Source organism: Rhodococcus sp. X156 (genome assembly GCF_004006015.1).
In the GTDB taxonomy this organism is placed as follows: domain Bacteria; phylum Actinomycetota; class Actinomycetes; order Mycobacteriales; family Mycobacteriaceae; genus X156.
This window is the reverse complement of sequence record NZ_CP034766.1, coordinates 1986089-2012854: the sequence shown is the minus strand read 5'-3', so window position 1 is coordinate 2012854 and position 26766 is coordinate 1986089. Positions and strand designations below refer to the sequence as shown.

20 protein-coding genes are annotated in these 26766 nt (G+C 72.9%); 12 read left to right on the top strand and 8 right to left on the bottom strand.

The window, feature by feature from the left end; genetic code table 11:
* Nucleotides 1-93: 93 nt before the first annotated feature.
* Both ELX43_RS09480 and ELX43_RS09475 read right to left on the bottom strand, forming a co-directional pair.
* Nucleotides 94-1779, bottom strand: a complete 1686-nt coding sequence (locus ELX43_RS09480) for an FAD-dependent oxidoreductase (protein WP_127783169.1) — start codon at nucleotides 1777-1779, stop codon at nucleotides 94-96.
* Between the two features lie 57 nt (nucleotides 1780-1836).
* Nucleotides 1837-2748 (bottom strand): diiron oxygenase, encoded by a 912-nt coding sequence (locus tag ELX43_RS09475; protein WP_127783168.1) that lies wholly within the window; start codon nucleotides 2746-2748, stop codon nucleotides 1837-1839.
* A gap of 202 nt (nucleotides 2749-2950) precedes the next feature.
* Here ELX43_RS09475 and ELX43_RS09470 point away from each other — a divergent pair, with 202 nt between their 5' ends.
* Nucleotides 2951-4498 (top strand): UDP-N-acetylmuramoyl-L-alanyl-D-glutamate--2,6-diaminopimelate ligase, encoded by a 1548-nt coding sequence (locus tag ELX43_RS09470; protein ID WP_241248879.1) that lies wholly within the window; start codon nucleotides 2951-2953, stop codon nucleotides 4496-4498.
* Here ELX43_RS09470 and ELX43_RS09465 read toward each other — a convergent pair.
* The 4 genes from ELX43_RS09465 to ELX43_RS09450 all read right to left on the bottom strand — a co-directional run bounded on the left by ELX43_RS09465 (nucleotide 4495) and on the right by ELX43_RS09450 (nucleotide 9822).
* Nucleotides 4495-6276: a choline/carnitine O-acyltransferase gene (locus ELX43_RS09465; RefSeq protein WP_127783167.1), complete on the bottom strand. Its 1782-nt coding sequence runs from the start codon at nucleotides 6274-6276 to the stop codon at nucleotides 4495-4497. The two genes, ELX43_RS09470 and ELX43_RS09465, sit on opposite strands and share 4 nt — an antisense overlap.
* Before the next feature lie 3 nt (nucleotides 6277-6279).
* Nucleotides 6280-7149 carry an arpA protein gene (locus ELX43_RS09460; RefSeq protein WP_127783166.1) on the bottom strand — a complete coding sequence of 290 codons (870 nt, stop codon included), beginning with the start codon at nucleotides 7147-7149 and terminating at the stop codon, nucleotides 6280-6282.
* A gap of 97 nt (nucleotides 7150-7246) precedes the next feature.
* Nucleotides 7247-8848 (bottom strand): NAD(P)/FAD-dependent oxidoreductase, encoded by a 1602-nt coding sequence (locus ELX43_RS09455; RefSeq protein ID WP_127783165.1) that lies wholly within the window; start codon nucleotides 8846-8848, stop codon nucleotides 7247-7249.
* Nucleotides 8848-9822 carry an alpha/beta hydrolase gene (locus ELX43_RS09450; RefSeq protein ID WP_127783164.1) on the bottom strand — a complete coding sequence of 325 codons (975 nt, stop codon included), beginning with the start codon at nucleotides 9820-9822 and terminating at the stop codon, nucleotides 8848-8850. Before ELX43_RS09450 ends, ELX43_RS09455 begins: the two co-directional genes overlap by 1 nt.
* Nucleotides 9823-10034: 212 nt before the next feature.
* On the opposite strand from ELX43_RS09450, the gene ELX43_RS09445 reads away from it, so the two are divergent.
* Together ELX43_RS09445 and ELX43_RS09440 are read left to right on the top strand one after the other, a co-directional pair.
* Nucleotides 10035-11774, top strand: coding sequence for an amidohydrolase family protein (locus ELX43_RS09445; protein WP_127783163.1), 1740 nt, complete (start codon nucleotides 10035-10037; stop codon nucleotides 11772-11774).
* Nucleotides 11771-12505 carry a glucose 1-dehydrogenase gene (locus ELX43_RS09440; protein WP_241248878.1) on the top strand — a complete coding sequence of 245 codons (735 nt, stop codon included), beginning with the start codon at nucleotides 11771-11773 and terminating at the stop codon, nucleotides 12503-12505. Before ELX43_RS09445 ends, ELX43_RS09440 begins: the two co-directional genes overlap by 4 nt.
* A gap of 73 nt (nucleotides 12506-12578) precedes the next feature.
* On the opposite strand, the gene ELX43_RS09435 is transcribed toward ELX43_RS09440, so the two are convergent.
* Nucleotides 12579-13133 (bottom strand): TetR/AcrR family transcriptional regulator, encoded by a 555-nt coding sequence (locus ELX43_RS09435; protein WP_127783162.1) that lies wholly within the window; start codon nucleotides 13131-13133, stop codon nucleotides 12579-12581.
* Entirely contained in the window at nucleotides 13130-14611 is a 1482-nt protein-coding gene (locus ELX43_RS09430; protein ID WP_127783161.1) for an MFS transporter, read from the bottom strand. Before ELX43_RS09430 ends, ELX43_RS09435 begins: the two co-directional genes overlap by 4 nt.
* A 182-nt stretch (nucleotides 14612-14793) precedes the next feature.
* Between ELX43_RS09430 and ELX43_RS09425 the strand changes: the two genes are divergently transcribed.
* From ELX43_RS09425 to ELX43_RS09385, 9 genes are all read left to right on the top strand, one after another.
* A complete protein-coding gene (locus tag ELX43_RS09425) occupies nucleotides 14794-16281 on the top strand; it encodes a long-chain fatty acid--CoA ligase (RefSeq protein WP_127783160.1) in 1488 nt (495 codons plus the stop codon).
* A 301-nt stretch (nucleotides 16282-16582) separates the two neighbouring features.
* The gene (gene aspS / locus ELX43_RS09420) at nucleotides 16583-18361 is read left to right on the top strand and encodes an aspartate--tRNA ligase (RefSeq protein WP_127783159.1); all 1779 of its coding nucleotides are present in this window, start codon (nucleotides 16583-16585) and stop codon (nucleotides 18359-18361) included.
* Between the two features lie 112 nt (nucleotides 18362-18473).
* The gene (locus tag ELX43_RS09415; RefSeq protein ID WP_127783158.1) at nucleotides 18474-19622 is read left to right on the top strand and encodes a kinase; all 1149 of its coding nucleotides are present in this window, start codon (nucleotides 18474-18476) and stop codon (nucleotides 19620-19622) included.
* Nucleotide 19623: 1 nt separating this feature from the next.
* Nucleotides 19624-20991 (top strand): replication-associated recombination protein A, encoded by a 1368-nt coding sequence (locus ELX43_RS09410; protein WP_241248877.1) that lies wholly within the window; start codon nucleotides 19624-19626, stop codon nucleotides 20989-20991.
* Between the two features lie 140 nt (nucleotides 20992-21131).
* Nucleotides 21132-21290 carry a hypothetical protein gene (locus ELX43_RS09405; protein WP_164860626.1) on the top strand — a complete coding sequence of 53 codons (159 nt, stop codon included), beginning with the start codon at nucleotides 21132-21134 and terminating at the stop codon, nucleotides 21288-21290.
* 64 nt (nucleotides 21291-21354) lie between these two features.
* Nucleotides 21355-24015: an alanine--tRNA ligase gene (alaS, locus tag ELX43_RS09400; RefSeq protein ID WP_127783156.1), complete on the top strand. Its 2661-nt coding sequence runs from the start codon at nucleotides 21355-21357 to the stop codon at nucleotides 24013-24015.
* A complete protein-coding gene (gene ruvX / locus ELX43_RS09395; protein WP_127783155.1) occupies nucleotides 24012-24533 on the top strand; it encodes a Holliday junction resolvase RuvX in 522 nt (173 codons plus the stop codon). Before alaS ends, ruvX begins: the two co-directional genes overlap by 4 nt.
* Complete coding sequence (locus ELX43_RS09390; RefSeq protein WP_241248876.1) at nucleotides 24530-25954, top strand: endolytic transglycosylase MltG; 1425 nt, start codon at nucleotides 24530-24532, stop codon at nucleotides 25952-25954. Before ruvX ends, ELX43_RS09390 begins: the two co-directional genes overlap by 4 nt.
* A complete protein-coding gene (locus ELX43_RS09385; protein WP_127783154.1) occupies nucleotides 25951-26766 on the top strand; it encodes a shikimate dehydrogenase in 816 nt (271 codons plus the stop codon). The genes ELX43_RS09390 and ELX43_RS09385 overlap by 4 nt, the downstream gene beginning before the upstream one ends.

Sequence of the window (26766 nt, the reverse complement as noted above, 5' to 3'; positions counted from 1 at the left end):
GGGCGTCGCCGTGCCGGTGGACGACGCCACGCCCCAGCTGCTCCTGTCTGCGCTGGTGCCAGCTGGTCCAGCACCACCTGAGGAGCGGCCGAACTAGCGGCGCAGCGGCTTCTTGACCGCAGCCAGCAGCTCCTCGGTGCTGGCCAGCTTGACCCGCGGCCGACCCACCTTGGCACCGAGCTCGCGCTCAGCCTGGTCGATGGCCAGCGCCTGCTGGCGGGTGATCACCTGCGGCTGCCGCTGGCGCACCAGCCGGGCGAACGCCCTGGCGGAGCCGCGCGGGGACGGCAGCGCACCGGCAGCAGCGTCGTCGATGATGGAGTCCACCGTCTCCTCCGCGCAGGTGCGGTTGGCGCCGATGCCACCGGAGGGTCCGCGCTTGATCCAGCCCACCACGTAGGTGCCGTCCAGTCGAGCCCCCCCGGGGGAGTCCAGCACCCGCCCGGCCTCGTGCGGCACGGTGGCGGTCGTGGAGTCGAACGGCAGGCCCGGCAGCGGGCGGCCGCGGTAGCCGGTGGAGCGCAGCACCAGCCCGGTGGGCAGCTCGTCCCGGTCGCCGGTCGCCGTCACCGCCACCTGGCCGTCGCGCTCCTCCAGGATGTTGCGGCTCAGCGCGATTCCCTCGACGCGGCCGTCCCCGGTGAGCTCCAGCGGCGACGACAGGAAGCGGAACACGATGCGCTTGCCTGCCGGCGGCGGTGACTGCCAGTCGACCTCCTCGGCGTCGACGTCGCTGAACAGCGCCGTCTTGCTGCCCGGCGCGGCCGCAGCCACGTCGTCGGCGGTGACCGTGGTGGAGTCGAGCACCAGCCGCACGCCGGGCAGGTGCTTGAGCGCGAGCAGCTCGGGGCGGGTGAACGCCGCCTGCTCGGGACCGCGGCGCGCGATGAGCACCACCTCGCGGATGTTGCTGGCGCGCAGCGCCTCCAGCGCGTGGTCGGCGATGTCGGTGCGGGCCAGATCCTCGGGGTCCGACGCCAGGATCCGCGCCACGTCCAGCGCCACGTTGCCGTTGCCGACGATCACGGCCCGCTCGGCGGAGAGGTCGATCGGGGTGTTCGACACGGTGGGGTGCGCATCGGGGTAGGCGTTGTACCAGGCCACGAACGCGGTGGCGGAGATGCTGCCCGCCAGGTCCTCGCCGGGCACGCCCAGGGGGTTGTCGGCCGCGGCGCCCACCCCGTAGACCACGGCGTGGTGGTGCGCCGCCAGCTCCTCGTGGCTGACGTGCGTACCCACCTCCACGTTGAGGTGCATCTGCAGGCGCGGGTGCTGGAACAGGCTGGCGAAGCTGTCGCCGATCTTCTTGGTGGACGGGTGGTCGGGTGCGACGCCGAACCGGACGAGCCCGCCGGGCACCGGCTGACGGTCGATCATGGTGACGCTGGCGCCGATGCGCAGCAGCGACTCCGCGGCGTAGCAGGCGGCCGGTCCGGTGCCCACCACGGCGACCCGAGCAGGGCCCTCCGGGGTGCGCGGCAGCGAGCGGGGGAACCGCGGCGCCGACCACTCGTTGTCGGTCGGCCGGTCGGCGTAGTACTGCTGGTTCAGCTCGGCGAACACCGTGTCGCGGCCCATGAGCCGGTCGACCGGGAAGATCGCGTCCACCGGGCAGGCGTCGGCGCAGGCCCCGCAGTCGATGCAGGTCTGCGGGTCGACGTAGAGCATCTCCGTGGTCCCGAAGTCAGGCTCTTCGGGAGTGGGGTGGATGCAGTTGACCGGGCACACCGACACGCAGGTGGCGTCGTTGCAGCAGGTCTGGGTGATCGCGTAGGCCATGGCCGGTGGAGGTCCCTGTGTGTGAGGTCCGGAGAGACGGAAGGTGGGTGGCTCGGCTCAGAGCATGTTGGCGCGCTGGTAGATGCGCATGGCCGGGCGGCTGAGCAGCCCGCACTGGGCGAGGAAGTCCATCAGGTGGGCGCAGCTGGACCGCATCATCGCCTTGTGGTGCTCGTTGTTCTTGGCCTCGCGCACCGCGCGGTCGGTGTCCAGCCCCGCCGCGGCGTAGACGCCCTTGTTCACCATGTTGGAGACGATGACGTAGGCAGCGATGGCGATGACCAGGCTGCTGGTGCGGCGGCGCGTGGCGCTCGCACCCTCCATCTGCTCGCGGATCTCCTGGCGCGCGAACTTCATGTGCCGGGACTCCTCGACGACGTGGATCTTGCTCGTCGTCCGGACCATCGGCAGCACGTTCTCCCCGCGCATCCAGTCACGCTGCATGACGTCGAGGACCTCCTCGGCCACCAGGATCCCGCCGTAGGCGACCTCGGCGTTGGCCACGCTCTTGAAGGCGCGGCCCAGCTCCACGCTCAGGCGGGTGGGGAAGTAGGACGAGGCGCCCATCTTCTCGCAGGCCCGGGCGAACATGATGGAGTGCCGGCACTCGTCGGCGATCTCGGTGAGGGCGAACTGGAAGTCCGAGCGCGCGGTGTCGGTGACGTACATGTCCCGCAGCACCATCTGCTGCAGGATCATCTCGAACCAGATGCCGGTGCTCATGATCGAGCACACCTCGTGGCGAGTGAGCGTGATGCGCTGCTCCTCGGTCATCTCGTCCCACAGCGCCGTCCCGTAGAGGGTGCTCCACTCCGGGTTGAGGCCGTGCAGCGTGGGGTCCAGCGGGGACTCCCAGTCGACCTCCTCGGCGGGGTCGTAGGACAGGGCCGCAGCCGACTCCAGGAGCCGGCGGGACACGTCCTCGTCGGCAGTGGTGCGCTGGTCGGTGATGGCCGGTGCGGTGGTCATGTCTTCCCCCTGGGGAGTCTGGTTGGTCGCGTCGTAGATTGTGTCAATGACCGTTGGTGAGATTGACGGTAACAGTAACTCACGCCACGTTCCACCCCCCTGGCGGAAATTCTCACCTGGCGGTGTGCGCTCGCTCGTGCTCGTCCCACCGACCGGGACCAGCTCAGCCGACGATGCGCGTTGTGCCCGTGGGAGTGTCACGATGAACCGTGACTTCTGGCTGGCAGTGGACTTCTGGCTGGCAGCGTCGGTGCCGATGACTCGCCCCCCTGCGGCCCCCGCTGCGCTGGGCCGCACCGTGTGCGACGTCGCCGCCCACCTGGGCCTCGCCGCCACGGGGACGACCGGGGAGCTCGCTCGGTCGGTCACCGGCGTCAGCGACGACTCCCGGACGGTCACCGCCGGAGACCTCTACGTGGCACTGCCGGGCGAGCGGGAGCACGGGCTCACCTTCGAGGCCGAGGCGGCGGCCCGCGGTGCGGTGGCCGTGCTCAGCGACCGGCCCGCCACGGCCCTGCCCTGCCTCGTCGTGTCCGATCCCCGTCGTCACGTCGGCCCGCTGGCCGCCTGGATCCACGACCACCCCTCCGCCCGGCTGGACGTCTACGGCGTCACCGGGACCAACGGCAAGACCAGTGCCACCTACCTGGTTGACGCGGGCCTGTCCGGTGCGGGTGTGCGCAACGCGATGATCACCGGCATCGCGATCCGCAGCCCCGCCGGCTCCTGGCCGGCCCAGCGCACCACCCCGGAGGCGGCGGTGCTCCAGCGGCTGCTCGCCGGGTTCCGGGACGAGGGCGCGCTGGCGGCGGCCATGGAGGTCTCCTCGCACGCGGTGAGCCAGCGGCGGGTGGACGGCATCCGCTTCCGGGTGGTGGCCTTCACCAACCTGGGCCGCGACCACCTGGACTACCACCGGACCATGGAGGAGTACTACGCCGCCAAGGCCGCCCTGTTCACCCCCGAGCGGGCCGGCGCGGCCGTGGTCAACGTGGACGACCCGTACGGCCGCCGGCTCTGCGCCAGCACCGACCTGCCGGTGTGGACCCACTCGACCCGCGACCCCACGGCCGACGTGTTCGCCGACGGCATCGCCTGTGACGCCGAGGGCACCCGGTTCACCGTGCACACCCCGTCCGGGCGGCTGCCCGTGTCGCTGGCGCTGCTGGGTCCGCACCAGGTGGCCAACGCGCTCACGGCGCTCACCTCGCTGGTGCTGGCGGGGGTGGACCTGCGCGGTGCGGTCCACGGGATGGAACAGCTGGCCCGCGTCCCGGGCCGGCTGGAGCGCGTCGACGTCGGGCAGCCGTTCCTCGCCCTGGTGGACTACATGCACAACAGTGCCGGGCAGCGCTCGCTGCTGCCGTTCCTGCGCTCGCTGACCACCGGCCGGCTGCTGGTCGTGCTGGGGGCCACCGGTGACCGCGACCCGGGCAAGCGCTTCCGCCTCGGTGCCACCGCCGCCGAGCTGGCCGACGTGGTGGTGGTCACCGACGAGAGCCCGCGCTCCGAGCCTGCCGACCGCGTCCGGGAGGCGGTGGCCGCCGGGGCCCGCTCGGTGCGTGGCGGCGAGCTTGTGGTGGAGCCCGACCGCCGCCGGGCCCTGGAGCAGGCCGCGGCTCGCGCCAGGCCGGGCGACGTGCTGGTGGTGGCCGGCCGCGGCGCCGACGGCCACCAGGTCTACGGCGAGCAGGTGCGTCCGTTCGACGACCGCGAGCAGCTGGCCCAGGTGCTGGACCGGCGGCGCTAGCCCCCCGCGAGCAGGGACTGCAGCTCGGGAACCACGGAGCGCAGCTGTGCGGCGAAGGCCTGCATCTGCTGGTCCACCGCCCGGGGGGTGCTCAGGTGCAGGTGGAAGCGCTCGGGCAGCAGCACGTAGCCCACGCCGATGCACCGGTCGCTGGTGGAGCCGAAGCCGAAGTACTGGGTGAACTGCGACGGCGCCGAGCTGGTGCTGAGGTAGTCCTGGCGCAGCACCACCCAGCCGGGGCTGTGGTACAGCGCCAGCGGCTCGGTGGCGCCCAGCTCCGCACCGCGACGCTGCTGGGTCAGCTGCAGCTCCCACAGGTGCTGCTCGGGGGCGAGACCCTGCTTGCACTCCCGGGCCCGAGCGGTGTGCGCCGCCAGCGCTGCCCGCAGCGCCGCCACCCGCCCGGCCGGGTCGACCGCGGGGTCGTCCATCGCCGCCACGAAGGTGAGCACCTCCGGCGTGACCACCCGCATGGCCTCGGTGCGGCCGTGCCAGAACTGCCGGGTGGCCACCGACTCGTAGGTCGATCCCACCAGCCCACGCGCGCGCTGGTGGGCCAGCTGGAAGGCCATCTGCACGAACGCGTCGGGGGAGACCCCCAGCGACTTCAGCTGCGCCGAGCCGAGGTGGTCGAAGCTCACCAGCTCGGTGGCGCAGCCGGCGGTGAAGTCGGCGAAGGACTCCGCCGCGGCCACCACCCGCTCGGCCAGCGCTGCGGTCAGCCGGACGTCCAGCGCGGCGACACCGGGCTCGCCCTCGGCCGCCGGAGTGGTCTCCGTGGCGCCCGGTGCGAGCAGCGCGTCGATGAGGCCGACCACGGTGGTGCCATCGAGGTGGGTGTGCTCGCCGTTGAGTCCCGCGGTGCCGTCGGCCGCGACGATCAGCGAGAACGACTTGTCGTACCAGCGGTTGGCGCCGCTGCCGGCCAGCAGCTGCCAGCACGCCGCACGGGTGTCGGCCGGCGCCACGTCGTCCAGGCACAGGCAGAACAGTGCCGTCTCCACCTGGTCGAGGAACGCGGCGTTCTCCGGTGCACCCGCCAGCAGCTCGGCGCGGTCGGTGGCCCACTGGGCCCGGTCCTGGGTGGTGAGGTGGCCCAGCGCCCGGCTCGGAGGCGCCCAGTCCTGCGACTGCGCGAGCACGCGCTGCAGCCCCGCCGCCAGCCGCTCCACGGGGTAGGGCCGGTCGTGGTGGTCGAGCACCTCCAACCGGAACGCGTGGCCGCGGCTGAGCACCAGCACGTGGCGGTGCCGGGACGCGCCGGGCTCGGTGGCGCTGTAGGCGGTGCGGTCGGTGTCGTGCTCCGTGCCGGGGATGCGGGTGGCGGAGAACAGGTACTTGTTCTGCTCCATCGACTGCACCTGGTCGCGCTCGCGCACCGGGGCCACCGCCTCGGCGTCCAGGCGCTGCTTGTGGTCCACCGCGGCGCGAGTGAGCGCCGCCGCCCGCTCCACCTGGCCCAGCGGGGAGTCCGCCAGCAGGAAGAAGTAGTTGGCGTTGACGGCGATGCGGTCCCGGCGACCCAGGTAGCGACTCGCCCAGAACCCCTCCAGCCAGCCGGCCCCCTCGTCCTGCTCGCGCTGCAGCGCCGCCTGCAGCCGGTGCGCGGGGGAGCCCGGCCGCAGGAACGCCACCACCGCGGCCTGGGTCTCCGCCAGCTGCTCGGCGTCCAGCAGCGGGGCGCTCCACTGCAGCAGGCGGTCGCAGCTGTCCTGCAGGCTGGGCAGCGGGGCCCGGGGCAGGCCCTCCTCGGCGGCGTAGGTCGTGGTGGCGGCCACCGGTCAGTCCATCAGCTGGTCGAGCCGCACCGCGCGGCCCTCGGCGGCGAGGTGCTCGGGCAGCACCCGGCCGAACAGCTGGCGGGTGCGCGCCACCGAGCCCACCACGCCCGGTCGGGCCGAGTACGCGAAGATCGCGGAGTGCCGCTCGGTGCCGCCCCGCACCGCGGTGACCCGGTGCAGGGAGTAGCGGCCGCGGAACAGCTGCAGGTCGCCCACCCGTGGCTGCAGCCGCGAGACCCGGTGCTCGCCCTCGCCGGCGAGCACGGCGGCGACGTCGGCGAGGTGCTCGTCCTCGGCCGTGCGGATGTCCGGGCAGTACTCGAAGGTGCCGCCGGCCTCGGGCGCCTGGGTGAGCATGCTGATGGCCAGCTCGTTGGTGTCGAAGTGCCACGGGTGCGAGTGGCCCTCGCTGAGCACGTTGAGCACCAGCCCGGCCAGCGGATCGGCCAGCTCGTGGATCTCCGGCAGCTCGAAGCACGCGGCGAGGAACCGTTGCAGCAGGGGGCTGGCGTAGAGGCCCTGGACGAGCAACCCCGGGTCCAGCTGGTCGCGGGCGACGAAGGCGTTGCCGCGCGGCAGGAGCACCTGCGCCGGGTGCTCCGGGGGCAGGTGGGGATCAGGCGGGGTGTTGTAGACGTTGGCCAGCTCCACGTCGTGGTGGGCCAGCGGCGCCGCCAGCGCGGACTCCGCCTGCAGCCGAGCAGTCAGCTCCGGGCGGACGAAGCCGGTGAGCACACAGCAGCCGTCGGCGTGCAGCCGCTCGCGGGCGGCGAGCACGGCCCGGTCCCAGGCGGGGGAGTCCGGGGCGGACAACGGGTACCGATCGGTGTCCACCACCTCGTCGATCACGTCGGCATCCGCAGTGGTCATCAACACCTCCCGCACCCGCACGGCGCGTGCTCCACGTGGAGCAGGGCCGTCCCCTGGAGGGTAGTCAGGCTGGGCCGAGGCGCCACTCCGAGCGCGGTCAGGCGGTGAGCACGAACCCCGGATAGCCGTCGTCGGCGACCTGCTGGCACTTGTCCCGGTACAGCCCGACGCCGCCGAGGTAGGGCATGAAGACCCGCGGCTTGCCCGGCACGTTGGACCCGGTGTACCAGGAGTCGGTCTCCGGGTACAGCGTGTAGGAGGCGACCTCCTGCACGTGCTGGGTCCACTCCTGCTGGGCCTGCGGGTCGGCCTCGATGGCCGCCACGCCGTGGTCGCGCAGGTAGGCCACCGCGTCGGCGACCCACTCCACGTGCTGCTCGATGGAGACCGCCATGTTGGTGATCACCGAGGGGCTGCCCGGGCCGGTGAGGTGGAACATGTTGGGGAAGCCGGCGGTGGCCAGGCCCAGGTAGGTGATCGGGCCCGACGCCCACTCCTCCCGCAGCGTGGCACCGTCGCGGCCGGTGATGTCGATGGCCAGCAGCGGGCCGGTCATCGCGTCGAAGCCGGTGGCGAAGACCAGCGAGTCCAGCTCGTGCTCGCCTTCGGTGGTGGCGATGCCGCGCTCGGTGATCGCCACCAGCGGTGTCTGGCGCAGGTTCACCAGGGTGACGTTGTCCCGGTTGTAGGTCTCGTAGTAGCGGGTGCCCAGGCACGGCCGCTTGGTGCCGATGGCGTAGCCCTGCGGGCACAGCGCCTCCGCGACCTCCGGGTCGGTGACCGCCTCGCGGATCCGCTCGCGGACGTACTCCGCCGCGGTCTCGTTGGCGGCCCGGTCCACCATGATGTCGTAGAAGGCCTGCAACGGGCCGCTCAGCAGGCCCAGGCGCCACCGCTCGTCGTAGCGACGCTGCCGCTCCTCGGGGGTGACCTCCAGCGCCGACGTCGGCGGGTTGGTCGGCGGGATGCCGCCGTAGGAGGAGCGGATGTTCGCCACCACGCTGGGGTAGTCGGACTTGATGGTGCTGACCTTGTCCTGGTCCGCGGGGCCGTTGAAGGCCGCGAAGGCGAAGTTGGCCGTGCGCTGGAAGACGGTGAGCTGCTCAGCCTGCTCGGCCACCAGCGGGATCACCTGGATGCCGGAGGAGCCGGTGCCGATGACGCCTACCCGCTGCCCGGTGAAGTCCACCCCCTCGTGCGGCCAGTGGGCAGTGTGGAAGGTGCGCCCGCGGAACTGCTCCAGGCCGGGGATCTCCGGCAGCTTGGCCGAGGACAGGCAGCCCACCGCGAGGATGCAGTAGCGGGCGCTGACCTGGTCGCCGTCGGAGGTGGTCACCGTCCACCGCGACGACGCCTCGTCGTAGGCGGCGGCGGTGACCTGGGTGTTGAAGGTGAAGTCGCGCCGCAGGTCGTGGCGGTCGGCCACGTGCTGCAGGTAGCGCAGGATCTCCGGCTGGGCCGAGTACTTCTCCGACCACTCCCACTCCTGCACCAGCTCGCGGTCGAAGGAGTACGCGTAGTACATGCTCTCCACGTCGCAGCGAGCGCCCGGGTAGCGGTTCCAGTACCAGGTGCCGCCCACGTCGGCCCCGGCCTCGAAGCCACGCACCGACAGCCCGAGCCCGCGCAGCTTGTGCACCATGTAGAGCCCGGAGAACCCCGCTCCCACCACCACGGCGTCGACCTCTGCTGGTGCCATCAGTGCTGCGCTCCTGTGCTCTCGGGGGTGGGGGCGGTGCCGGCCTGGTCCAGGTGCGCGCCGACCTGCTCGGCCACGAAGTCGATGGCCGTGGCGCTGCCGGGCAGCAGGTTCACCATGGTGAAGAAGCCGTGCATCTGGCCGTCGAAGCGGCGGTGGGTCACGTCCACGCCGGCCTCGGCCAGCGCGGACGCGTAGGCCTCGCCCTCGGTGCGCAGCACGTCGTGCTCGGCGGTGACCACCACCGCCGGCGCGAGCCCGGCGAGGTCGGCGGCGCGCAGCGGGGAGACGTCGGGGTGGGTGCGCTGCTCGTCGGTGACGTAGTGGTTCCAGAACCAGGCCATGGTGTGGCGGTTGAGCATCCCCTGGTTGGCCGGGTCCACGTAGGACTCGCTCTCCAGGTCGCAGTCGGTCACCGGGTACACCAGCACCTGCAGCGCCACGTCCGGTCCGCCGGCGTCGCGGGCGTGCCGGCTGACGATGGCGGCGAGGTTGCCCCCGGCGCTGTCGCCGGCCACCACCAGCGGCAGGCCGGCCGGGCCCGACCCCGCGCTGGCCAGCGTGGCGGAAGCCCACTGCAGCGCAGCCCAGGCGTCACCGACCGCGGCCGGGTAGGGGTGCTCGGGGGCCAGGCGGTAGTCCACCACCGCCACGGTGCACCCGGTGCGGGCGGCGAGCTGACGCCCGAGAACCTCGTACTCGGGCAGGCTGCCCAGCACCCAGCCACCGCCGTGGAAGTAGACGAGGACGCCGCGTGGGCGTCCGTGCGGGACCAGCACCCGGACCGCGAGGTCGCCGCCGGGGCCGGGCACCTGCTCGGTGCGAGCCTCGGCGACGTCCGGGCCGGTGCCGAACATCGGGACGAGGCCGGCCAGCTTGGTGCGGGCCTCGGCGGGGGAGAGCTCGTGCAGCGGGGGGCCGCCGGCCTGGGCCATCAGGCCGATGAAGTCGGTGGTCGCGGCGTCCAGCGCCATGGGTGGGTCCTCTCGGGTGGGGTCCCGTCGCCACGAGCCGGTCACAGGTACGGGGCGAACTATGCAATTTCGGCATAGTTGCACCAGTTCCACCAGTGGTCAAGCACTGCCGCGCCGCCGTCCGGCACCCTTGACGCGCACCAGGCGGTCTGTTCCACTGCTGCCTATGTCTAACCGGCATAGTCGAGCTAGTTGATCAGAGGAGCAGGCCAGTGTCCGAGCACGATCTCGTCATCCGAGGTGGCAGCGTCGTCGACGGCACCGGGGCGCCTGCCTTCACCGCCGACGTTGCGGTGCGCGACGGCATCGTGGTGGAGGTCGGCGCGGTCTCGGGGACCGGCCGGCAGGAGATCGACGCCGACGGCGCCGTGGTGGCGCCCGGCTTCGTGGACGTGCACACCCACTACGACGGCCAGTCCACCTGGGACGACCGGATGCAGCCCTCCTCCTGGCACGGCGTCACCACCGCCGTGATGGGCAACTGCGGTGTCGGCTTCGCCCCCGTGGTGCCCGCCGACCACGACCGGCTGATCGAGCTGATGGAGGGCGTGGAGGACATCCCTGGTGTCGCGCTGGCCGAGGGTCTGGCCTGGGACTGGCAGTCGTTCCCGGAGTACCTCGACGCGGTGGAGCGCCGCCCGCACGACATCGACCTCGCCGCGCAGGTTCCGCACGCCGCAGTGCGGGTGCGGGCCATGGGTGCCCGTGCCGCTGCGCACGAGATGGCCACCGGCGAGGAGATCGCCCTGATGGCCAAGCTGGCCGCGGAGGGCATCGAGGCCGGCGCCCTGGGCTTCAGCACCTCGCGCACGCTCAACCACAAGAGCATCTCCGGCGAGCTGACCCCCACCTACGACGCAGGCATGGAGGAGCTCACCGCGATCGCCGCCGCCATCGGGCGCACCGGCAAGGGCGTGCTGCAGCTGGTCACCGACTGGGACGACGACCTGGGCCCGGACGCGCGCCTGGTGCGCGCCATGATGGAGGCCTCCGGACGCCCCATGTCGCTGTCCCTGGCGCAGAGCACCACCAACCCGCAGAAGTTCCGGGAGATCCTCCGGCTGATCGAGCAGGTCAACGACGACGGATACCGGTTGCGCGCGCAGGTCGCTGCCCGCGGCATCGGGATCATCCTCGGCCTGGACTGCACCCTCAACCCCTTCATGTACAACCCGGTGTGGCAGAGCGTGTCCCACCTGCCGCTGGCGGAGCAGGCGGCCCAGATGGCGAGCTCGGACTTCCGGGCCCGGGTGCTCGCCGCGCAGTCCGGCGAGGAGAACCTCACCCGCATCGGCGGTCGCATCATCGGCAAGTTCGACCTGATGTTCGAGCTGGCCGACCCGCCGAGCTACGAGCCCGACCCGGAGGACACCGTCGCCCGCCGGGCCGCCCGCATCGGCTGCACGCCGGAGGAGCTGGCCTACGACCTCCTGGTGGCCGACCACGGCCGCGGGCTGCTCTACAGCCCGTTCGCCAACTACAACGCAGGCTCGCTGGACGCCGTCCAGGAGATGATGGCGCACCCCTACACCGTGCCCGGGCTCTCCGACGGCGGCGCCCACGTGGGCACCATCTGCGACGGCAGCTTCCCCACCACGCTGCTGCAGCACTGGGTGCGCGACCGCGACCACGGCACCTTCGAGCTGCCCTACATCGTCGCTCGGCAGTCCCGCGCCACCGCCGAGCTGGTGGGGCTGCTCGACCGCGGCCTGCTCAAGCCCGGCTACAAGGCCGACGTCAACGTCATCGACATGGCCGGCCTCCGGCTGCACAAGCCGGAGATCCGCCACGACCTGCCTGCGGGCGGGCGCCGGATGGTGCAGCGCGTGGACGGCTACCGGCACACCGTGGTCAGCGGTCAGGAGACCTACCGCGACGGCGAGGCGGTGGGGCCGCTGCCCGGCCGGCTGATCCGTGGGGCCCAGCCCGGCCCGGCCGCTCGCGCCCAGTGACCGCGGCAGCGCCACTGGTCCGACTCGAGCACAAGGTCGCCGTCATCACCGGCGCGGCCCAGGGGCAGGGAGCGGCGGAGGCCGAGCTGTTCGTCGAGCTCGGGGCCACCGTGGTGCTCACCGACGTCAACGAGTCCGCCGGCCGCGAGGTGGCGCAGCGCCTCGGACCGTCGGCCACCTTCCTCACCCACGACGTGACCGACAGCGCCGCCTGGCAGCGGGTGGTGCGGGAGACGGTGCAGCAGCACGGGCGGGTGGACGTGCTGGTGAACAACGCGGGGATCTACCGAAAGCAGCCGCTGGCCAGCTGGTCTGACGCCGATCTGCGGAGGCTGCTGGAGGTGAACCTGCTCGGTCCCGTGCTGGGCATGCGCGAGGTGGTGGACGCCATGCCCGACAGCGGTGGCGCCATCGTCAACGTCGCCTCCATCTCGGGGATGCGCGGGCACGGCGGAGCGCTGGCCTACGCCTCGTCCAAGTGGGGGTTGCGCGGAGCCAGTCGCTCGGCCGCACAGGAGCTGGCACCGCGGCACGTCCGGGTGAACTGCGTGTGCCCCGGCTCGGTGGACACCCCGATGGTGGACCTGAGCGTGCTGAACCTCTCGCACCTGCCGATACCGCGGGCGGGCACTACCGGGGAGGTCGCCGCGATGGTGGCGTTCCTGGCCAGCGACGCCAGCAGCTACTGCACTGGCGCCGACTTCGTGGTCGACGGCGGAGCCACCGCCTAGCCAGCCCCGCGGCTGGCGTCGGAGGTGATGGACCCGGCCAAGCAGTTCGCGGCCGAGGGCGTGGCCGGGCTGCTCACCCGTCGCGCAGGGCGGCGAGCACGGCCGTGGTCACGGCGGCCAGCTCGTCGTCCGAGGCGGCGCTGAGCGCTGGGAAGGCGCCGGAGCCCAGGCCCAGCCCGATGCCCGCGAGCGCCGCGATGGCCACCTCGGCGCGCAGGGCGGCGTCGGTGTGGCCGGCCTCGGCCAGGCGCTCGGTCAGCGGGGTGGTCAGGCGCAGCGCCAGCGTCTCCCGCGCCGCCTCCTGCACGTCCGGGTCGTCGTGCGGGCGCAGCGCCGCCTGCAGCAACGGCGCCGAGCCGGACCGGCGGATGCCGCGCAGCACCTCCGCCACCCGCCCCGGCTGCAGCAGGTCGGGCACCCCGTCCCGGGCCGAGGCCTTCAGGGTGGCCACGTACAGCGCCACCTTCCCGCCGAAGTAGCGCGCCACCAGCGCCGGGTCCACCCCGGCGCGCTCGCCGACCTCGCGCAGCGTCGTCCGGTCGTAGCCGCGCTCGCTGAACAGCTCGGCCGCCGCCCGCAGCAGCTCCTGCCTGCTCCGGGCGGAGTCGCGCTTGCGTGCCTCGCTCATCGTGTCCCCAGCCTCGCCGAGGGTGCCTCCGCGTCGGTGGGGGCTTGGGCGTCGGTGGGTGCCGGCGTGCGCAGCGACCGCCCGAGCAGGACGTAGCCGAGCACCCCGACCAGCACCCAGACGCCGATGCACAGCACCGCGCCCACCGAGTAGCCGCTGTTCTCTGGGTACTGGGCGCCGGCCAGGGTGTGCGAGGCCAGCACGCCCGAGGCCAGCGCGCTGCCCATCGAGCCACCCACCGTCTTGAGCACCTGGTTGACGCCGAGCGCGCTGCCGGTCTCGTGCACCGGCACCGAGCGCACGATGAGCGCGGGCATGGCCGCGAAGGTGCAGCCGACGCCCAGGCCGGCCAGTCCCATCACCACGCACACCTGCCACACGCTGTGCCGCAGGAACAGGAACATCAGCATGGCCAGCAGGAAGAACCCCGCCCCGACGGGGATGACCAGGCGCTCGCCGACGCGGCGGCCGATCAGCACGGCCAGCCGGCTCGCCGCCACGCTGCACAGCGAGAACGGCACCAGCACCAGCGCACCCACCACCACCGACTGGCCCAGCCCGTAGCCGGTGGAGGTGGGGGACTGCACGAACAGGATGATCGTGGCCATCAGGAAGTACATGCCGACCCCCGAGATGACCGCGCTGACGTCGGCCGTGAGCACCGCGCGGTTGCGCAGCAGGCGCAGGTCGACCAACGGGTGGGCCACCCGCAGCTCCCACCACGCCCACGCTGCGCCGAGGACCACCGCCACCACGAGCAGGCCGAGCACGCGGCCGGAGAACCAGCCCCACTGCCCGCCGGTGCTCACGGCGACCAGCACCGCGGCCAGGCTCAGGCTCATCAGCGTGGCGCCGAGGACGTCCAGGCGGTGGCGGGTGCGGGTGGTGCTGGGCGGCACCACGGCGATCACGGCGACGAGCACCAGCGAGGTGGCGGCGGCGGCGCACCAGAAGGCGGCGTGGAAGCCCAGGTGCTGCGCGGCGAGCGCGGTGAGGGGGTACCCCAGTCCCACGCCGGCCGCGGTGGTCACCGACAGCGTCGCCACCGCCGACCGGGCCCGCGCCCCGGTGAGGTGGTCGCGGGCCACCGCCATGGCCAGCGGGGTGAGGCCCAGGCCCACGCCCTGCAGTGCCCGCCCCACCAGCAGCAGGGGGTAGCTGCCGGGGACGGCGGCCAGCACGCAGCCGAGCACGATCAGCGCGAGCGCACCGATGATCACGCCGCGGCGGTGCGGGCCGTCACCGAGCCGGCCCAGGACGGGGGTGGACACCGCGCCGGCCAGCAGGGTGATGGTGAGCGACCACTGGGCACTGGGCAGTGACACCGCGTAGTCCACCGCCACAGTCGGTACCAGGGGAGCGCCCAGGCTGCTGACCACCGCCACCAGCGCCCCCAGAAAGACAAGGGCGGGAACGAGACCGGGGTGTCGCGCGGCCTCGGTCGCCTGCGGAGCGGCGGCGGTGGGGCGGGCAGACATGGCGCTCCTCAGCAGAAGTCAACGCGTGATGTCTCCGCAGGATGACATACCCGGCCTCGGCGTCGCCGGACTGGCCCTGACCTCGCGTTGCTACCGTGCGCGGAAACACGTGCCAGCGGGGCAGGTGTGCGCGGATCGCCCGTCTGCGGCGATCGCGCCCGAGGCAGACGCGAGGAGAAGCCTTGACGAACATCGCGGAGAACCTGGCCAGGAGCGTGCAGCGCGACCCGTCGCACCCGGCCGTGAAGCTGGACGACCTGGTGCTCGACTACGCCGCGCTCGACGGTGCGACCGCCCACCTGGCCGGGTTGCTCAAGGCCAAGGGACTCAAGCCCGGTGACGCCGTGGGTGTCTCGCTGCCCAACGTGCCGCACTTCCCGATCGTCTACTACGGCGTGCTGCGCGCCGGCGGTGTCGTCGTCCCGCTCAACCCGCTGCTCAAGCAGCGCGAGGTCGCCTACCACCTGGCCGACTCCGGGGCCAAGTGGCTGTTCGCCTGGCAGGACTTCGCCGAGGCCGGCGAGAAGGGTGCGGCGGACGCGAACGCCGAGTGCATCGTGGTCACCGTGGAGGGCTTCACCGCCCTGGTCGGGGCGGCCGAGCCGGCCCCCGAGGTGGTGGAGCGGGCCGACGAGGACACCGCCGTCATCCTCTACACCTCCGGCACCACCGGAAAGCCCAAGGGCGCCGAGCTGACCCACCACAACCTGAACAGCAACAGCGAGCTGAGCGCGTCCACGCTGCTCAACCTCGGTCCCGACGACGTGATGCTCGGCGCCCTGCCGCTGTTCCACGCGTTCGGCCAGACCTGTGCGCTGAACACCGTCATCCGGGCCGGCGCCACCCTCACCCTCATCCCGCGCTTCGACGCCACCAAGGCGCTGGAGGTGCTGCAGCGCGACAAGGTGACCGCCTTCGCCGGCGTGCCCACGATGTACGCGGCGATGCTGCACCACCCCGAGGGCGACTCCTACGACCTGTCGAACCTGCGGGTGTGCGTCTCCGGCGGGTCGGCCATGCCGGTGGAGGTCATGCGCGGGTTCGAGGAGAAGTTCGGCTGCACGGTGCTGGAGGGCTACGGCCTGTCCGAGACCAGCCCGGTGGCCACGTTCAACCTGCCCGACCGGGAGCGCAAGGCCGGCTCCATCGGCGTGGCCGTCAAGGGTGTCGAGGTCACGCTGCTCGACGAGGACGGCAACGAGGTCGGCAAGGACGAGGTCGGCGAGATCTGCATCCGCGGCGAGAACATCATGAAGGGCTACTGGAACAACCCCGAGGCGACCGCCGCCGCGATCGTCGACGGCTGGTTCCACAGCGGCGACCTCGCCCGCGTGGACGACGAGGGCTACTACTACATCGTCGACCGCAAGAAGGACCTCATCATCCGGGGCGGGTTCAACGTCTACCCCCGCGAGGTCGAGGAGGTGCTCTACGAGCACCCGGCGGTGGCCGAGGCTGCGGTCATCGGCATGCCGCACGACGACCTGGGCGAGGAGATCTGCGCGGTGGTGGCGCTCAAGGCAGGGGCCGAGGCCACGCCCGAGGAGCTCATCGCCCACGTCAAGCCCCTGGTGGCGGCCTACAAGTACCCGCGCAAGGTGCTCATCGTGGACGAGCTGCCCAAGGGAGCCACCGGCAAGATCCTCAAGCGGGAGATCAGCGCGGGCTGAGCCCAGCTCCTCCCGAGATGAGTGTTGGCCGTCCGGCTGGATCACAGCCGGACGGCCAACGGGGCGGTGCCCGCCAGTGCGCCTCTCGGCACGGGGTCGCTCGTAGCGACTATTTTTGGGGCCCGGGGCATGGATCGAGCACCGCCAGTCGTACAAACTACCGACCGGCGCCCAGTGTTCCCGCACGCTCGAGCTGAGATGACTGTCACGACGCGGCACCGGGGCGCGACGCGGCTCGGGCGCCGCCGGGCCGCTCCGTAGGATCAGCAGCGAATCCCAAGATCACTACGAGAGGACCATCGTGCTGCGCACCCACTCCGCCGGCTCGCTTCGTGCCGAGCACGCCGGACAGACCGTCACGCTCTCCGGCTGGGTGGCCCGCCGGCGCGACCACGGCGGAGTGATCTTCATCGACCTGCGCGACGACAGCGGGGTCGCCCAGGTGGTGTTCCGCGAGGGCGAGATGGCCGAGCGCGCCCACCGGCTGCGCGCGGAGTTCGTCGTGCAGGTCACCGGCACGGTGGAGCGCCGCCCGGAGGGCAACGCCAACCCGGAGATCGCCTCCGGCGACATCGAGGTGACGGTCACCGAGCTGACCGTGCTCAACGAGAGCGCCCCGCTGCCGTTCCAGCTCGACTCCACCCCGGGCGAGGAGGCGCGGCTGCGCTACCGCTACCTGGACCTGCGGCGCGAGGCCCCGGCCGCCGCGCTGCGGCTGCGCAGCCGGGTCAGCCGGGCCGCGCGCGGGGTGCTGGACGAGCAGGGCTTCGTGGAGGTGGAGACCCCCACGCTCACCCGCTCCACGCCGGAGGGCGCCCGCGACTTCCTGGTGCCGGCCCGCCTGCAGCCGGGCAGCTTCTACGCCCTGCCGCAGAGCCCGCAGCTGTTCAAGCAGCTGCTCATGGTCGCCGGGGTGGAGAAGTACTACCAGATCGCCCGCTGCTACCGCGACGAGGACTTCCGCGCCGACCGCCAGCCCGAGTTCACCCAGCTGGACGTGGAGATGGCCTTCGTCGAGCAGGACGACGTGATCGCCGTGGCCGAGCAGGTGCTGCGCGCGCTGTGGTCGCTCATCGGCGTGGACCTCAGCCTGCCCCTGCCGCGGATGACCTACGCCGACGCCATGCGCCGCTTCGGCACCGACAAGCCGGACCTGCGCTTCGGCCTGGAGCTGGTGGAGTGCACCGAGTACTTCGCCGACACCACCTTCCGGGTCTTCCAGGCGCCCTACGTGGGCGCGGTGGTGATGCCCGGTGGGGCGAGCCAGCCGCGCAAGCAGCTGGACGCCTGGCAGGAGTGGGCCAAGCAGCGCGGCGCGAAGGGCCTGGCCTACGTGCTGGTGGGCGCGGACGGCACCCTGGGCGGTCCGGTGGCCAAGAACCTCACCGACGCCGAGCGGCAGGGCCTCGCGGCGCACGTGGGTGCGCAGCCGGGTGACTGCATCTTCTTCGGCGCCGGTGCGGTCAAGTCCACCCGCGCCCTGCTGGGTGCCGCCCGGGTGGAGATCGCCAACCGCGGTGGGCTGATCGACCCCGACGAGTGGGCGTTCACCTGGGTGGTGGACGCTCCGATGTTCGAGCCCGCGTCGGAGGCCGTGGCCAGCGGCGACGTGGCCGTGGGCTCGGGTGCCTGGACGGCGGTGCACCACGCGTTCACCTCGCCCAAGCCCGAGCACCTGGACACCTTCGACACCGACCCCGGCTCCGCGCTGGCCTACGCCTACGACATCGTCTGCAACGGCAACGAGATCGGCGGCGGCAGCATCCGCATCCACCGCCGCGACGTGCAGGAGCGGGTCTTCGCGGTGATGGGGATCAGCCAGGAGGAGGCGCAGGAGAAGTTCGGCTTCCTGCTCGACGCGTTCGCCTTCGGCGCGCCCCCGCACGGTGGCATCGCCTTCGGCTGGGACCGCATCGTGGCGCTGCTGAGCCACTCCGACTCCATCCGCGAGGTCATCGCCTTCCCCAAGTCCGGGGGCGGCATCGACCCGCTCACCGACGCGCCGGCGCCCATCACGCCCCAGCAGCGCAAGGAGTCCGGCATCGACGCCAAGCCGGAGCGCAAGCCGGAGGCGTCCTAACCGACACTCGTGTCGGCTCCCGGACCCCGGTGCGGGGGCCGACACGAGGCATCGGTGCGGGTCAGCGGCTCGGCGCGGTGCTGGACCGCTGACCCAGGTACCCTTTGGAACAATGCGAGCTGTGGCGACGGACCCGGTGACCGAGGTGGTGCAGGCGGCGCAACGTCTGCTCACTCGGCGTACCGGCGCTCCCGTGACGTTGGTGGATCCGGTCGACCTGGGAGGTAGCGACCGGACCCTGGTGCTCCGTGTCCGCGCGGAGGAGAACCCGTTCTCCCTCCCCAAGACCATGGTCGTGAAGCGGATGCTCGAGGGTCCGCTCGGTGACTCGGCGCAGAGCGCCGACGCCCGCGGCGCCTTCCTGCGCGAGGCCGTGTCCTACCAGTTCGGCAACTCCCTGCGCCCGGAGCACCGCCCCGGCGCGGAGATGTTCGCCCACGACGTGGACGACGGCCTGCTGGTGCTCTCCGACCTGGGCAACGGGCCCACCCTGGCCGACGTGCTGCTGCGCGGGGACGGCTCCGGCGTGCAGCACGGGCTGATGGCCTGGGCGCAGGCGCTGGGCCGGATGCACGCCGCCACGGCCAATGGCGAGGACGACTTCCGCACCCTGCTGCGCCGGGCGAACCGCCAGGCCTGGCCCGACCCGATGGCCAAGGTGGCCACCACGGCGCTGAACACCCTGCCCGACCTGCTCGCCGCGCAGCTGGGCGTCAGCACCCCGCCCACCGTCGCCGCCCGCGCGACCGGGGCGCAGCGACTGCTGGGCCAGGACGCGCTGCGCGCGTTCAGCCCGTCGGACCTGTGCCCGGACAACGCCATGATCACCGACGGCGGGGTCCGGTTCCTGGACTTCGAGTGGGGCGGCTTCCGCGACGTCACCCTGGACGCGGCGTACGCGCTGGTGCCGTTCCCGTCCTGCTGGTGCATCCACGAGGTGGGGGAGTCCCAGGCCGAGAAGCTGGTGCAGGCGTGGCGCTCGGAGGTGGTCGGCGTGTGGCCCGAGCTGGCCGACGACGCCGTGCTCTGGCCGCGGATGCTGGACGCGCAGCTGCTCTGGGTGTGGCTGAGCACCTACTGGTTCCTGCCGGCCAGCCCGCACCGGGCCAACCCGGGCGGGCACCACCCGCTGACCTACACCCGCCAGGGCGCCCTGCGGGTGCGCTGGCAGCAGCTGGCGCGCGCCGCCGAGCGGGGCGGGGACGCCGACGTGGCTGAGCACGCCCTGGCCGTCGCCGCAGCGCTGCAGGTCACCGGCTGAAGTGTCCCACCCAGAACCGGGGCTGTTCGGCGACGAGGCCGAGCAGCCGTCCGCGGCGTCCGGCCCTGCTCGCCCCGTCGCGTCCCGTCCGCACGCCCCGCTGCCCGTGCGGATGCGGCCCAGCTCGCTGGAGGAGGTGCTCGGCCAGGAGCACCTGCTGGGCCCGGGCGCCCCGCTGCGCCGCCTGATCGAGGGCGCCGCACCCGCGTCGCTGCTGCTCTACGGCCCGCCCGGCACCGGCAAGACCACCCTGGCCACCCTGGTGTCGCAGGCCACCGGTCGCCGCTTCGAGGCGCTGTCGGCGCTGTCCGCCGGGGTGAAGGAGGTGCGCGCGGTCATCGACGTGGCCCGCCGCCGGCTGGCGCACGGTGAGCAGACGGTGCTGTTCATCGACGAGGTGCACCGCTTCTCCAAGACCCAGCAGGACGCGCTGCTCGGGGCGGTGGAGGACCGCATCGTGCTGCTGGTGGGCGCCACCACCGAGAACCCGTCGTTCTCCGTGGTCGCACCGCTGCTGTCGCGCTCGCTGGTGCTGCAGCTGCGGCCGCTGGGCGCCGAGGACGTCCGCTCCCTGCTGCGCCGGGCCGTCAGCGACCCGCGCGGGCTCGCCGGCGTGGTGACCCTCAGCGCCGACGCCGAGGACCACCTGGTGCGGCTGGCCTCCGGCGACGCCCGCCGCGCGCTCACCGCCCTGGAGGCCGCCGCCGACGCGGTGTCCAGCGAGGGCCGCGGCGAGATCGACCTGCCGGCCGTGGAGGCGACGGTGGACGAGGCGGCGGTGCGCTACGACCGCAGCGGTGATCAGCACTACGACGTCACCAGCGCGTTCATCAAGTCCATCCGCGGCTCCGACGTGGACGCCGCCCTGCACTACCTGGCCAGGATGATCGCCGCCGGGGAGGACCCGCGCTTCATCGCTCGCCGGCTGGTGGTGCACGCCAGCGAGGACGTCGGCATGGCCGACCCGACGGCGCTGCTCACCGCGACCGCCGCCGCGCAGGCGGTGCAGCTGATCGGGATGCCCGAGGCCCGCCTGGCGCTGGCCCAGGCCACCATCCACCTGGCCACCGCGCCCAAGTCCAACGCGGTGCTCGCCGGGCTCTCCGCCGCGCTGGCCGACGTGTCCGCGGGCAAGGCCGGGTCCGTGCCGCCGCACCTGCGCGACGGGCACTACGCGGGGGCGGCCAAGCTGGGCAACGCCCAGGGCTACCGCTACCCGCACGACCACCCCGACGGCGTGCTCACCCAGCAGTACCCGCCCGAGGAGCTGGTGGGCCGGGAGTACTACCGGCCCACCAACCACGGGGTGGAGCGCACGCTGCGCGAGCGGCTGGCCAAGCTGCGCTCCATCGTGCGCGGGCGAGGCTGATCGACACGCCCCGACCGGCAGGCCCTGATCGGCGGGTCCCGGAGCTTGTGGGCGGCCCGGTAACCTGACCGCCGTGCCAGCAGAGCCTGGGAGGAACGAGGATGGACGTGCGGCGAGACCGGGCAGCGCGACCAGGGCGCGTGACGGCGCCCCGGCTGCTGCTGACGGCCGGGACCGGCGTTGCCGTCGGGGTGCTGCTCGCCCGGTGGCTGCGGCGGCCCACCTCGCCCTCGGCCACCAGCCCGCCCCGGGTGCCGGCCGAGCTGCTGCCTGACGACGAGCCCGCCGCCACCGGCTGAGACCGGCACCTCCCACAGACCCGGGCCGACAGGCCGCTTCCCCGCGTATTGAGGACACCCCCCCGTGCAGACCCACGAGATCCGCCAGCGATTCATCGACCACTTCGTGCGCAACGGCCACACCCTGGTCCCCAGCGCGTCGCTGATCCTGGACGACCCGAACCTGTTGTTCATCAACGCCGGCATGGTGCAGTTCGTGCCGTACTTCCTGGGTCAGGCCCCCGCGCCGTGGCCGCGGGCGGTGAGCGTGCAGAAGTGCGTGCGCACCGGTGACATCGAGAACGTGGGCATCACCACCCGGCACAACACCTTCTTCCAGATGGCCGGGAACTTCTCCTTCGGCGACTACTTCAAGCGCGAGGCGATCACCTTCGCCTGGACCCTGATCACCGCGCCGGTGGCTGACGGCGGCTACGGCCTGGACCCCGAGCGGGTGTGGGTGACGGTGTACCTCGACGACGACGAGGCGTTCGGGCTGTGGCAGGAGATCGCGGGTCTGCCGGCCGAGCGCATCCAGCGCCGCGGGATGGCCGACAACTACTGGTCCATGGGCATCCCCGGCCCGTGCGGGCCCTGCTCGGAGATCTACTACGACCGCGGCCCGGAGTACGGCGTCGAGGGCGGCCCCATCGCCGACGAGGACCGCTACATCGAGATCTGGAACCTCGTGTTCATGCAGAACGAGCGGGGCGCGGGCACGTCCAAGGACGACTTCGAGATCCTCGGCCCGCTGCCGCGGCGCAACATCGACACCGGTCTCGGCGTGGAGCGGGTCGCCTTCCTGCTGCAGGGCGTGGACAACGTCTACGAGACCGACCTGGTGCGCCCGGTGATCACCAAGGCCGAGGAGCTCTCCGGGCGTCGCTACGCGGTGGGCAACGAGGCCGACGACGTGCGCTTCCGGGTGATCGCCGACCACGCCCGCACCGCGGTGATGCTCATCGCCGACGGCGTCACCCCGGGCAACGACGGCCGCGGCTACGTGCTGCGCCGCCTGCTGCGCCGCATCGTGCGCTCCGCCCGGCTGCTGGGCGTGGACAAGCCCAGCATGGCCGAGCTGGTGGCCGTGGTGCTGGACACCATGGGGCAGAGCTACCCCGAGCTGGTCACCGAGGGCGCACGCATCGAGCGCATCGCGGTGGGGGAGGAGACCACCTTCCTGCAGACGCTGAGCTCGGGCTCCAAGCTGTTCGACAACGCCGTGGCGGAGATCCGCGCCGGGGGTGGCTCGGTGATCGGCGGTGACAAGGCCTTCGCCCTGCACGACACCTACGGCTTCCCCATCGACCTCACCCTGGAGATGGCCTCCGAGGCTGGGCTCACCGTGGACGAGCCGGGCTTCCGCGCGCTGATGACCGAGCAGCGCCAGCGCGCCAAGTCCGACGCCGCCAGCCGCAAGCACGCCCACGGAGACCTCTCGGTGTACCGCGAGCTGCTCGACGCCGGCCCCACCCAGTTCACCGGCTACGACGAGCTCGCCACCGAGGCTCGGGTCATCGGCATCGTCGCCGACCACGGCAGGGTCCGCTCCGCCGGCGAGGGCGAGGTGGTGGAGGTGGTGCTGGACCGCAGCCCGCTCTACGCGGAGTCCGGCGGCCAGGAGAGCGACGCCGGCGTCATCACCGGCACTGACCTCGACCTGGAGGTCCTCGACGTCCAGAAGGTGGCCAAGCGGCTGTGGGTGCACCGGGTGCGGGTGCGCGGTGGCGAGGTCACCGAGGGTGCCCAGGTGCTCGCCCAGGTCGACCCGGTGTGGCGAGCCGGTGCCCGGCAGGGCCACTCCGGCACGCACCTGGTGCACGCTGCGCTGCGCGAGGTGCTCGGCCCGACGGCGCTGCAGAGCGGCTCCTACAACAAGCCCGGCTACCTGCGCCTGGACTTCGCCTGGCAGGGCGGGCTGTCCGCCGCCACGCGCAGCGAGGTGGAGGAGGTCACCAACCGCGCGGTGCTCGAGGACCTGCCGGTGCGCGTGCTGCACACCAGCATGGCGGGCGCCCGTGAGATGGGGGCGCTCGCGCTGTTCGGCGAGACCTACGACGAGGAGGTCCGCGTGGTGGAAATCGGCGGCCCCTGGTCGCGCGAGCTCTGCGGCGGCACGCACGTGCTGCACTCCTCGCAGGTCGGTCCGGTCACCCTGCTCGGGGAGTCCTCGGTGGGCTCGGGCGTGCGCCGCATCGAGGCCTACGTCGGCATGGACGCCTACCGCTACCTGGCCAAGGAGCGCGCGCTGGTGCAGGGCCTGGCCGCCACGCTGAAGACGCCCGACGCCGACGTGCCCGCCCGGGTGGCGGACCTGGTCGAGCGCCTGCGGGTGGCGGAGAAGGAGCTGGAGCAGACCCGCGCGGCGGCCGTGCTGTCCTCGGCCGGCACCCTGGCGGAGTCCGCCGAGCGGGTCGGCGACACCCTGCTCGTCGCCACCCAGGCTCCGGCGGGCACCAGCGGCAACGACCTGCGGGCACTGGCCGGCGACGTGCGCGGCAAGCTCGGCCAGCAGCCCGGCGTGGTGGCGCTGTTCAGCACCAACGGTGACAAGGTCAGCTTCCTGGTGGCGACCACCGCGGCGGCCCGCGACGCCGGTCTGTCGGCCGGTGCCCTGGTGCCCAGCTTCGCTGCCGCCATCGGCGGCCGTGGCGGCGGCAAGCCGGACATGGCGCAGGGCGGGGGCACCGACCCGGCCGGGATCCCGGCCGCCATCGCGGCCCTGCGCGGGGCGCTCGCGCCGTGACCGAGCGCGCCCGGCCCGACCGGCCGGACGACACCGACCCCGGCCGGGGGCGGCGGATCGGCATCGACGTGGGCAGCGTCCGCATCGGAGTGGCCTCCTGCGATCCGGACGGGATCATGGCCACTCCGGTGGAGACGGTGGCCAGGGCCGGGGGACGCGCCGGTCTCGACAGCCCCGACGTGCGCCGCATTCGTGAGATCGTGGCGGAGTACGAAGCGGTCGAGGTCGTGGTGGGGCTGCCGCAGACCATGCGCGGCGAGCACGGCAAGGCCGCCGCACTGGCCACTGAGTACGCTGATCGACTGCGTCAGGTGCTCGCCCCGGTTCCGGTGCGGCTCAGCGACGAGCGGTTGACCACGGTGACGGCCAGCCGGGTGCTGGCCGAGCAGGGGGTGAGAGGCAAGCGCCAGCGCTCGCTGGTGGACCAGCTTGCGGCCGTGGCGATCTTGCAGGGCTGGCTCGATGAACGGGCCAGCAGGACCAGGGGAGACAACGCGACCACGGAGGAAAACCGGTGAGTGACAGCTTCGACGGTGGCCGCACCAGGCCAGGAGCACCCCGCACGCCTGGCCACGACGATGGTGGCGAGGAGTGGGGTCGCCGCTCGGTCGGGCCGCGGTTCGTGGCCCCACCACCGGGTGCCGCCACCGGCGACTCCGTGCTGGAGCCGGACTCCCTGCTGGACGACCCGCTGCTCGACCCCGACGGCTACTACGACTCCGACCACGCGGGCGAGCCCGACTGGGCCGACGAGCACGACTACGACGCCGGCCCGGCGCGCTCGCGGCGCACCGGCCCGTCGCGGGTGCACGCCACCCGACGCCGGGTGGGTGTCGCCGTGGCACTCGTGGTGCTGCTGGTGCTCGGCGGCGTGGTGTACCTCGGCGGCAAGGCGCTCTTCGGGCAGTTCTCCAGCTCCGAGACCGAGGACTACGCCGGTGGGGGCGAGTCCGACGTGGTGTTCCGCGTGATGGAGGGCGACACCGCCGGCGCCATCGGTGCCGCGCTGGTCAGGGACGACGTGGTCAGCAGCGCGTCGCTGTTCACCAAGGCGGCTGCCAACGACACCCGGATGGCGTCGGTGCAGCCGGGCTTCTACAAGCTGCGCACCAAGATTCCCGCCGCCACGGCCGTGTCCCGCCTGGTCGACCCCAAGTCCCGCGTCGGCGGCCTCGTCATCCCCGAGGGCCGCCAGCTCGACGACGTCCGCGGCAAGGACGGCTCGGTCACTCCCGGCATCCTGTCCACCCTGGCCAAGGCCTCCTGCGTGGAGCTCGACGGGGAGCGGCGCTGCACCAGCGAGGCCGACCTGCGCACGGCCGCGGCCACCGCCGACCTGGACGACCTCGGCGTGCCCGACTGGGCCAAGACCGAGGTGCAGGCCGCCAGCTCGGAGAAGGAGAAGCGCATCGAGGGCCTCATCCGGCCCGGCAGCTACGACGTGGAGCCGGGGGCACCGGCCACCACGCTGCTGCAGCGGATGATCAGCAGCTCGGCCACGGCGCTGCAGCTGGCGGGCCTGCCGGAGGCGAACGTGGACGGCCTGACGCCCTACCAGGTGCTCGTGGTCGCCTCGCTCAACGAGCGCGAGGTCAAGCCCGGGGAGTACGACAAGGTCACCCGAGTGATCCTGAACCGGCTCAAGATCAGCCAGAAGCTCGAGTTCGACTCCACCGTGAACTACCCCCTGGACCTGCAGTACATCGCCACCACGCCCAAGGACCGGGCCACGGTCACGCCGTGGAACACCTACGCCAGCCCGGGCCTGCCGCTGACCCCCATCGCCTCCCCGGGCGAGGAGGCCATCACCGGGGCGATGAACCCGGCGGAGGGCACCTGGCACTACTTCGTCACCTGTGGCACCCAGGGCGCCACCTGCTTCTCCGACACCTACGACCAGCACCTGGCGATCATCGCCGGCGGGGGCGGGCCGCCGTGACCGCTCGCCGGGCCGCGGTGATCGGCACGCCGATCGCGCACTCGCGCTCCCCGCAGCTGCACCTGGCCGCCTACGCGGCGCTCGGGCTGCCGGAGTGGACCTACGAGCGCATCGAGTGCGACGCGGACGGCGTGGCGCCGCTGGTGGCCTCGCTCGGCCCCGAGTGGGTGGGGCTGTCGGTGACCATGCCGGCCAAGCTCGCCGCGCTGGCGGTGGCGGACGTGCGCACCGCGCGCGCCGAGGCGGTGGGCGCGGCCAACACCCTGGTGCGCACCGGGGACGGCTGGCTGGCCGACTGCACCGACGTGGACGGCGTGCTCGGTGCGTTGGGGGTGACCCCGGGCGACGAGCAGCTGGCCGGCACCCGCGCGGTGGTGGTGGGCGCCGGGGGCACCGCCCGCGCCGTGGTGGTGGCCCTCGCCGCCGCCGGGGTGCGCGAGCTCGACCTGGTGGTGCGGGAGCCGTCCCGGGCCGTGGGCACCGTGGAGTGCGCGGAGGCCGCCGGCCTGCACACCGCGATCGTCCCGTTCGACCCGGCTGCGGTCGCCGCCGCCTGCGCCCAGGCCGCCGTGGCGGTGAGCACGGTGCCCGCCGCCGCTGCCGCCGGGTTGGCCGAGGCGCTGGCCACGGTGCCCAGCGTGCTCGACGTCATCTACGACCCGTGGCCCACCCCGCTGGCCGAGGCCGTGCAGCGCGCTGACGGCCAGCTGGCCAGCGGGCTGGACATGTTGCTGCACCAGGCCTTCGGGCAGGTGCAGCTGTTCACCGGCCGCGCGGCCCCGCGCACGGCCATGGCCGCCGCCCTGGACTGA

Excerpts from the sequence above, each read along its gene's own strand:
- ELX43_RS09480 (WP_127783169.1), bottom strand. The coding sequence starts at position 1,779 with ATGGCCTACGCGATCACCCAGACCTGCTGCAACGACGCCACCTGCGTG.
- ELX43_RS09475 (WP_127783168.1), bottom strand. The coding sequence starts at position 2,748 with ATGACCACCGCACCGGCCATCACCGACCAGCGCACCACTGCCGACGAG.
- ELX43_RS09470 (WP_241248879.1), top strand. The coding sequence starts at position 2,951 with ATGAACCGTGACTTCTGGCTGGCAGTGGACTTCTGGCTGGCAGCGTCG.
- ELX43_RS09460 (WP_127783166.1), bottom strand. The coding sequence starts at position 7,149 with ATGACCACTGCGGATGCCGACGTGATCGACGAGGTGGTGGACACCGAT.
- ELX43_RS09455 (WP_127783165.1), bottom strand. The coding sequence starts at position 8,848 with ATGGCACCAGCAGAGGTCGACGCCGTGGTGGTGGGAGCGGGGTTCTCC.
- ELX43_RS09450 (WP_127783164.1), bottom strand. The coding sequence starts at position 9,822 with ATGGCGCTGGACGCCGCGACCACCGACTTCATCGGCCTGATGGCCCAG.
- ELX43_RS09435 (WP_127783162.1), bottom strand. The coding sequence starts at position 13,133 with ATGAGCGAGGCACGCAAGCGCGACTCCGCCCGGAGCAGGCAGGAGCTG.
- ELX43_RS09430 (WP_127783161.1), bottom strand. The coding sequence starts at position 14,611 with ATGTCTGCCCGCCCCACCGCCGCCGCTCCGCAGGCGACCGAGGCCGCG.
- ELX43_RS09415 (WP_127783158.1), top strand. The coding sequence starts at position 18,474 with ATGCGAGCTGTGGCGACGGACCCGGTGACCGAGGTGGTGCAGGCGGCG.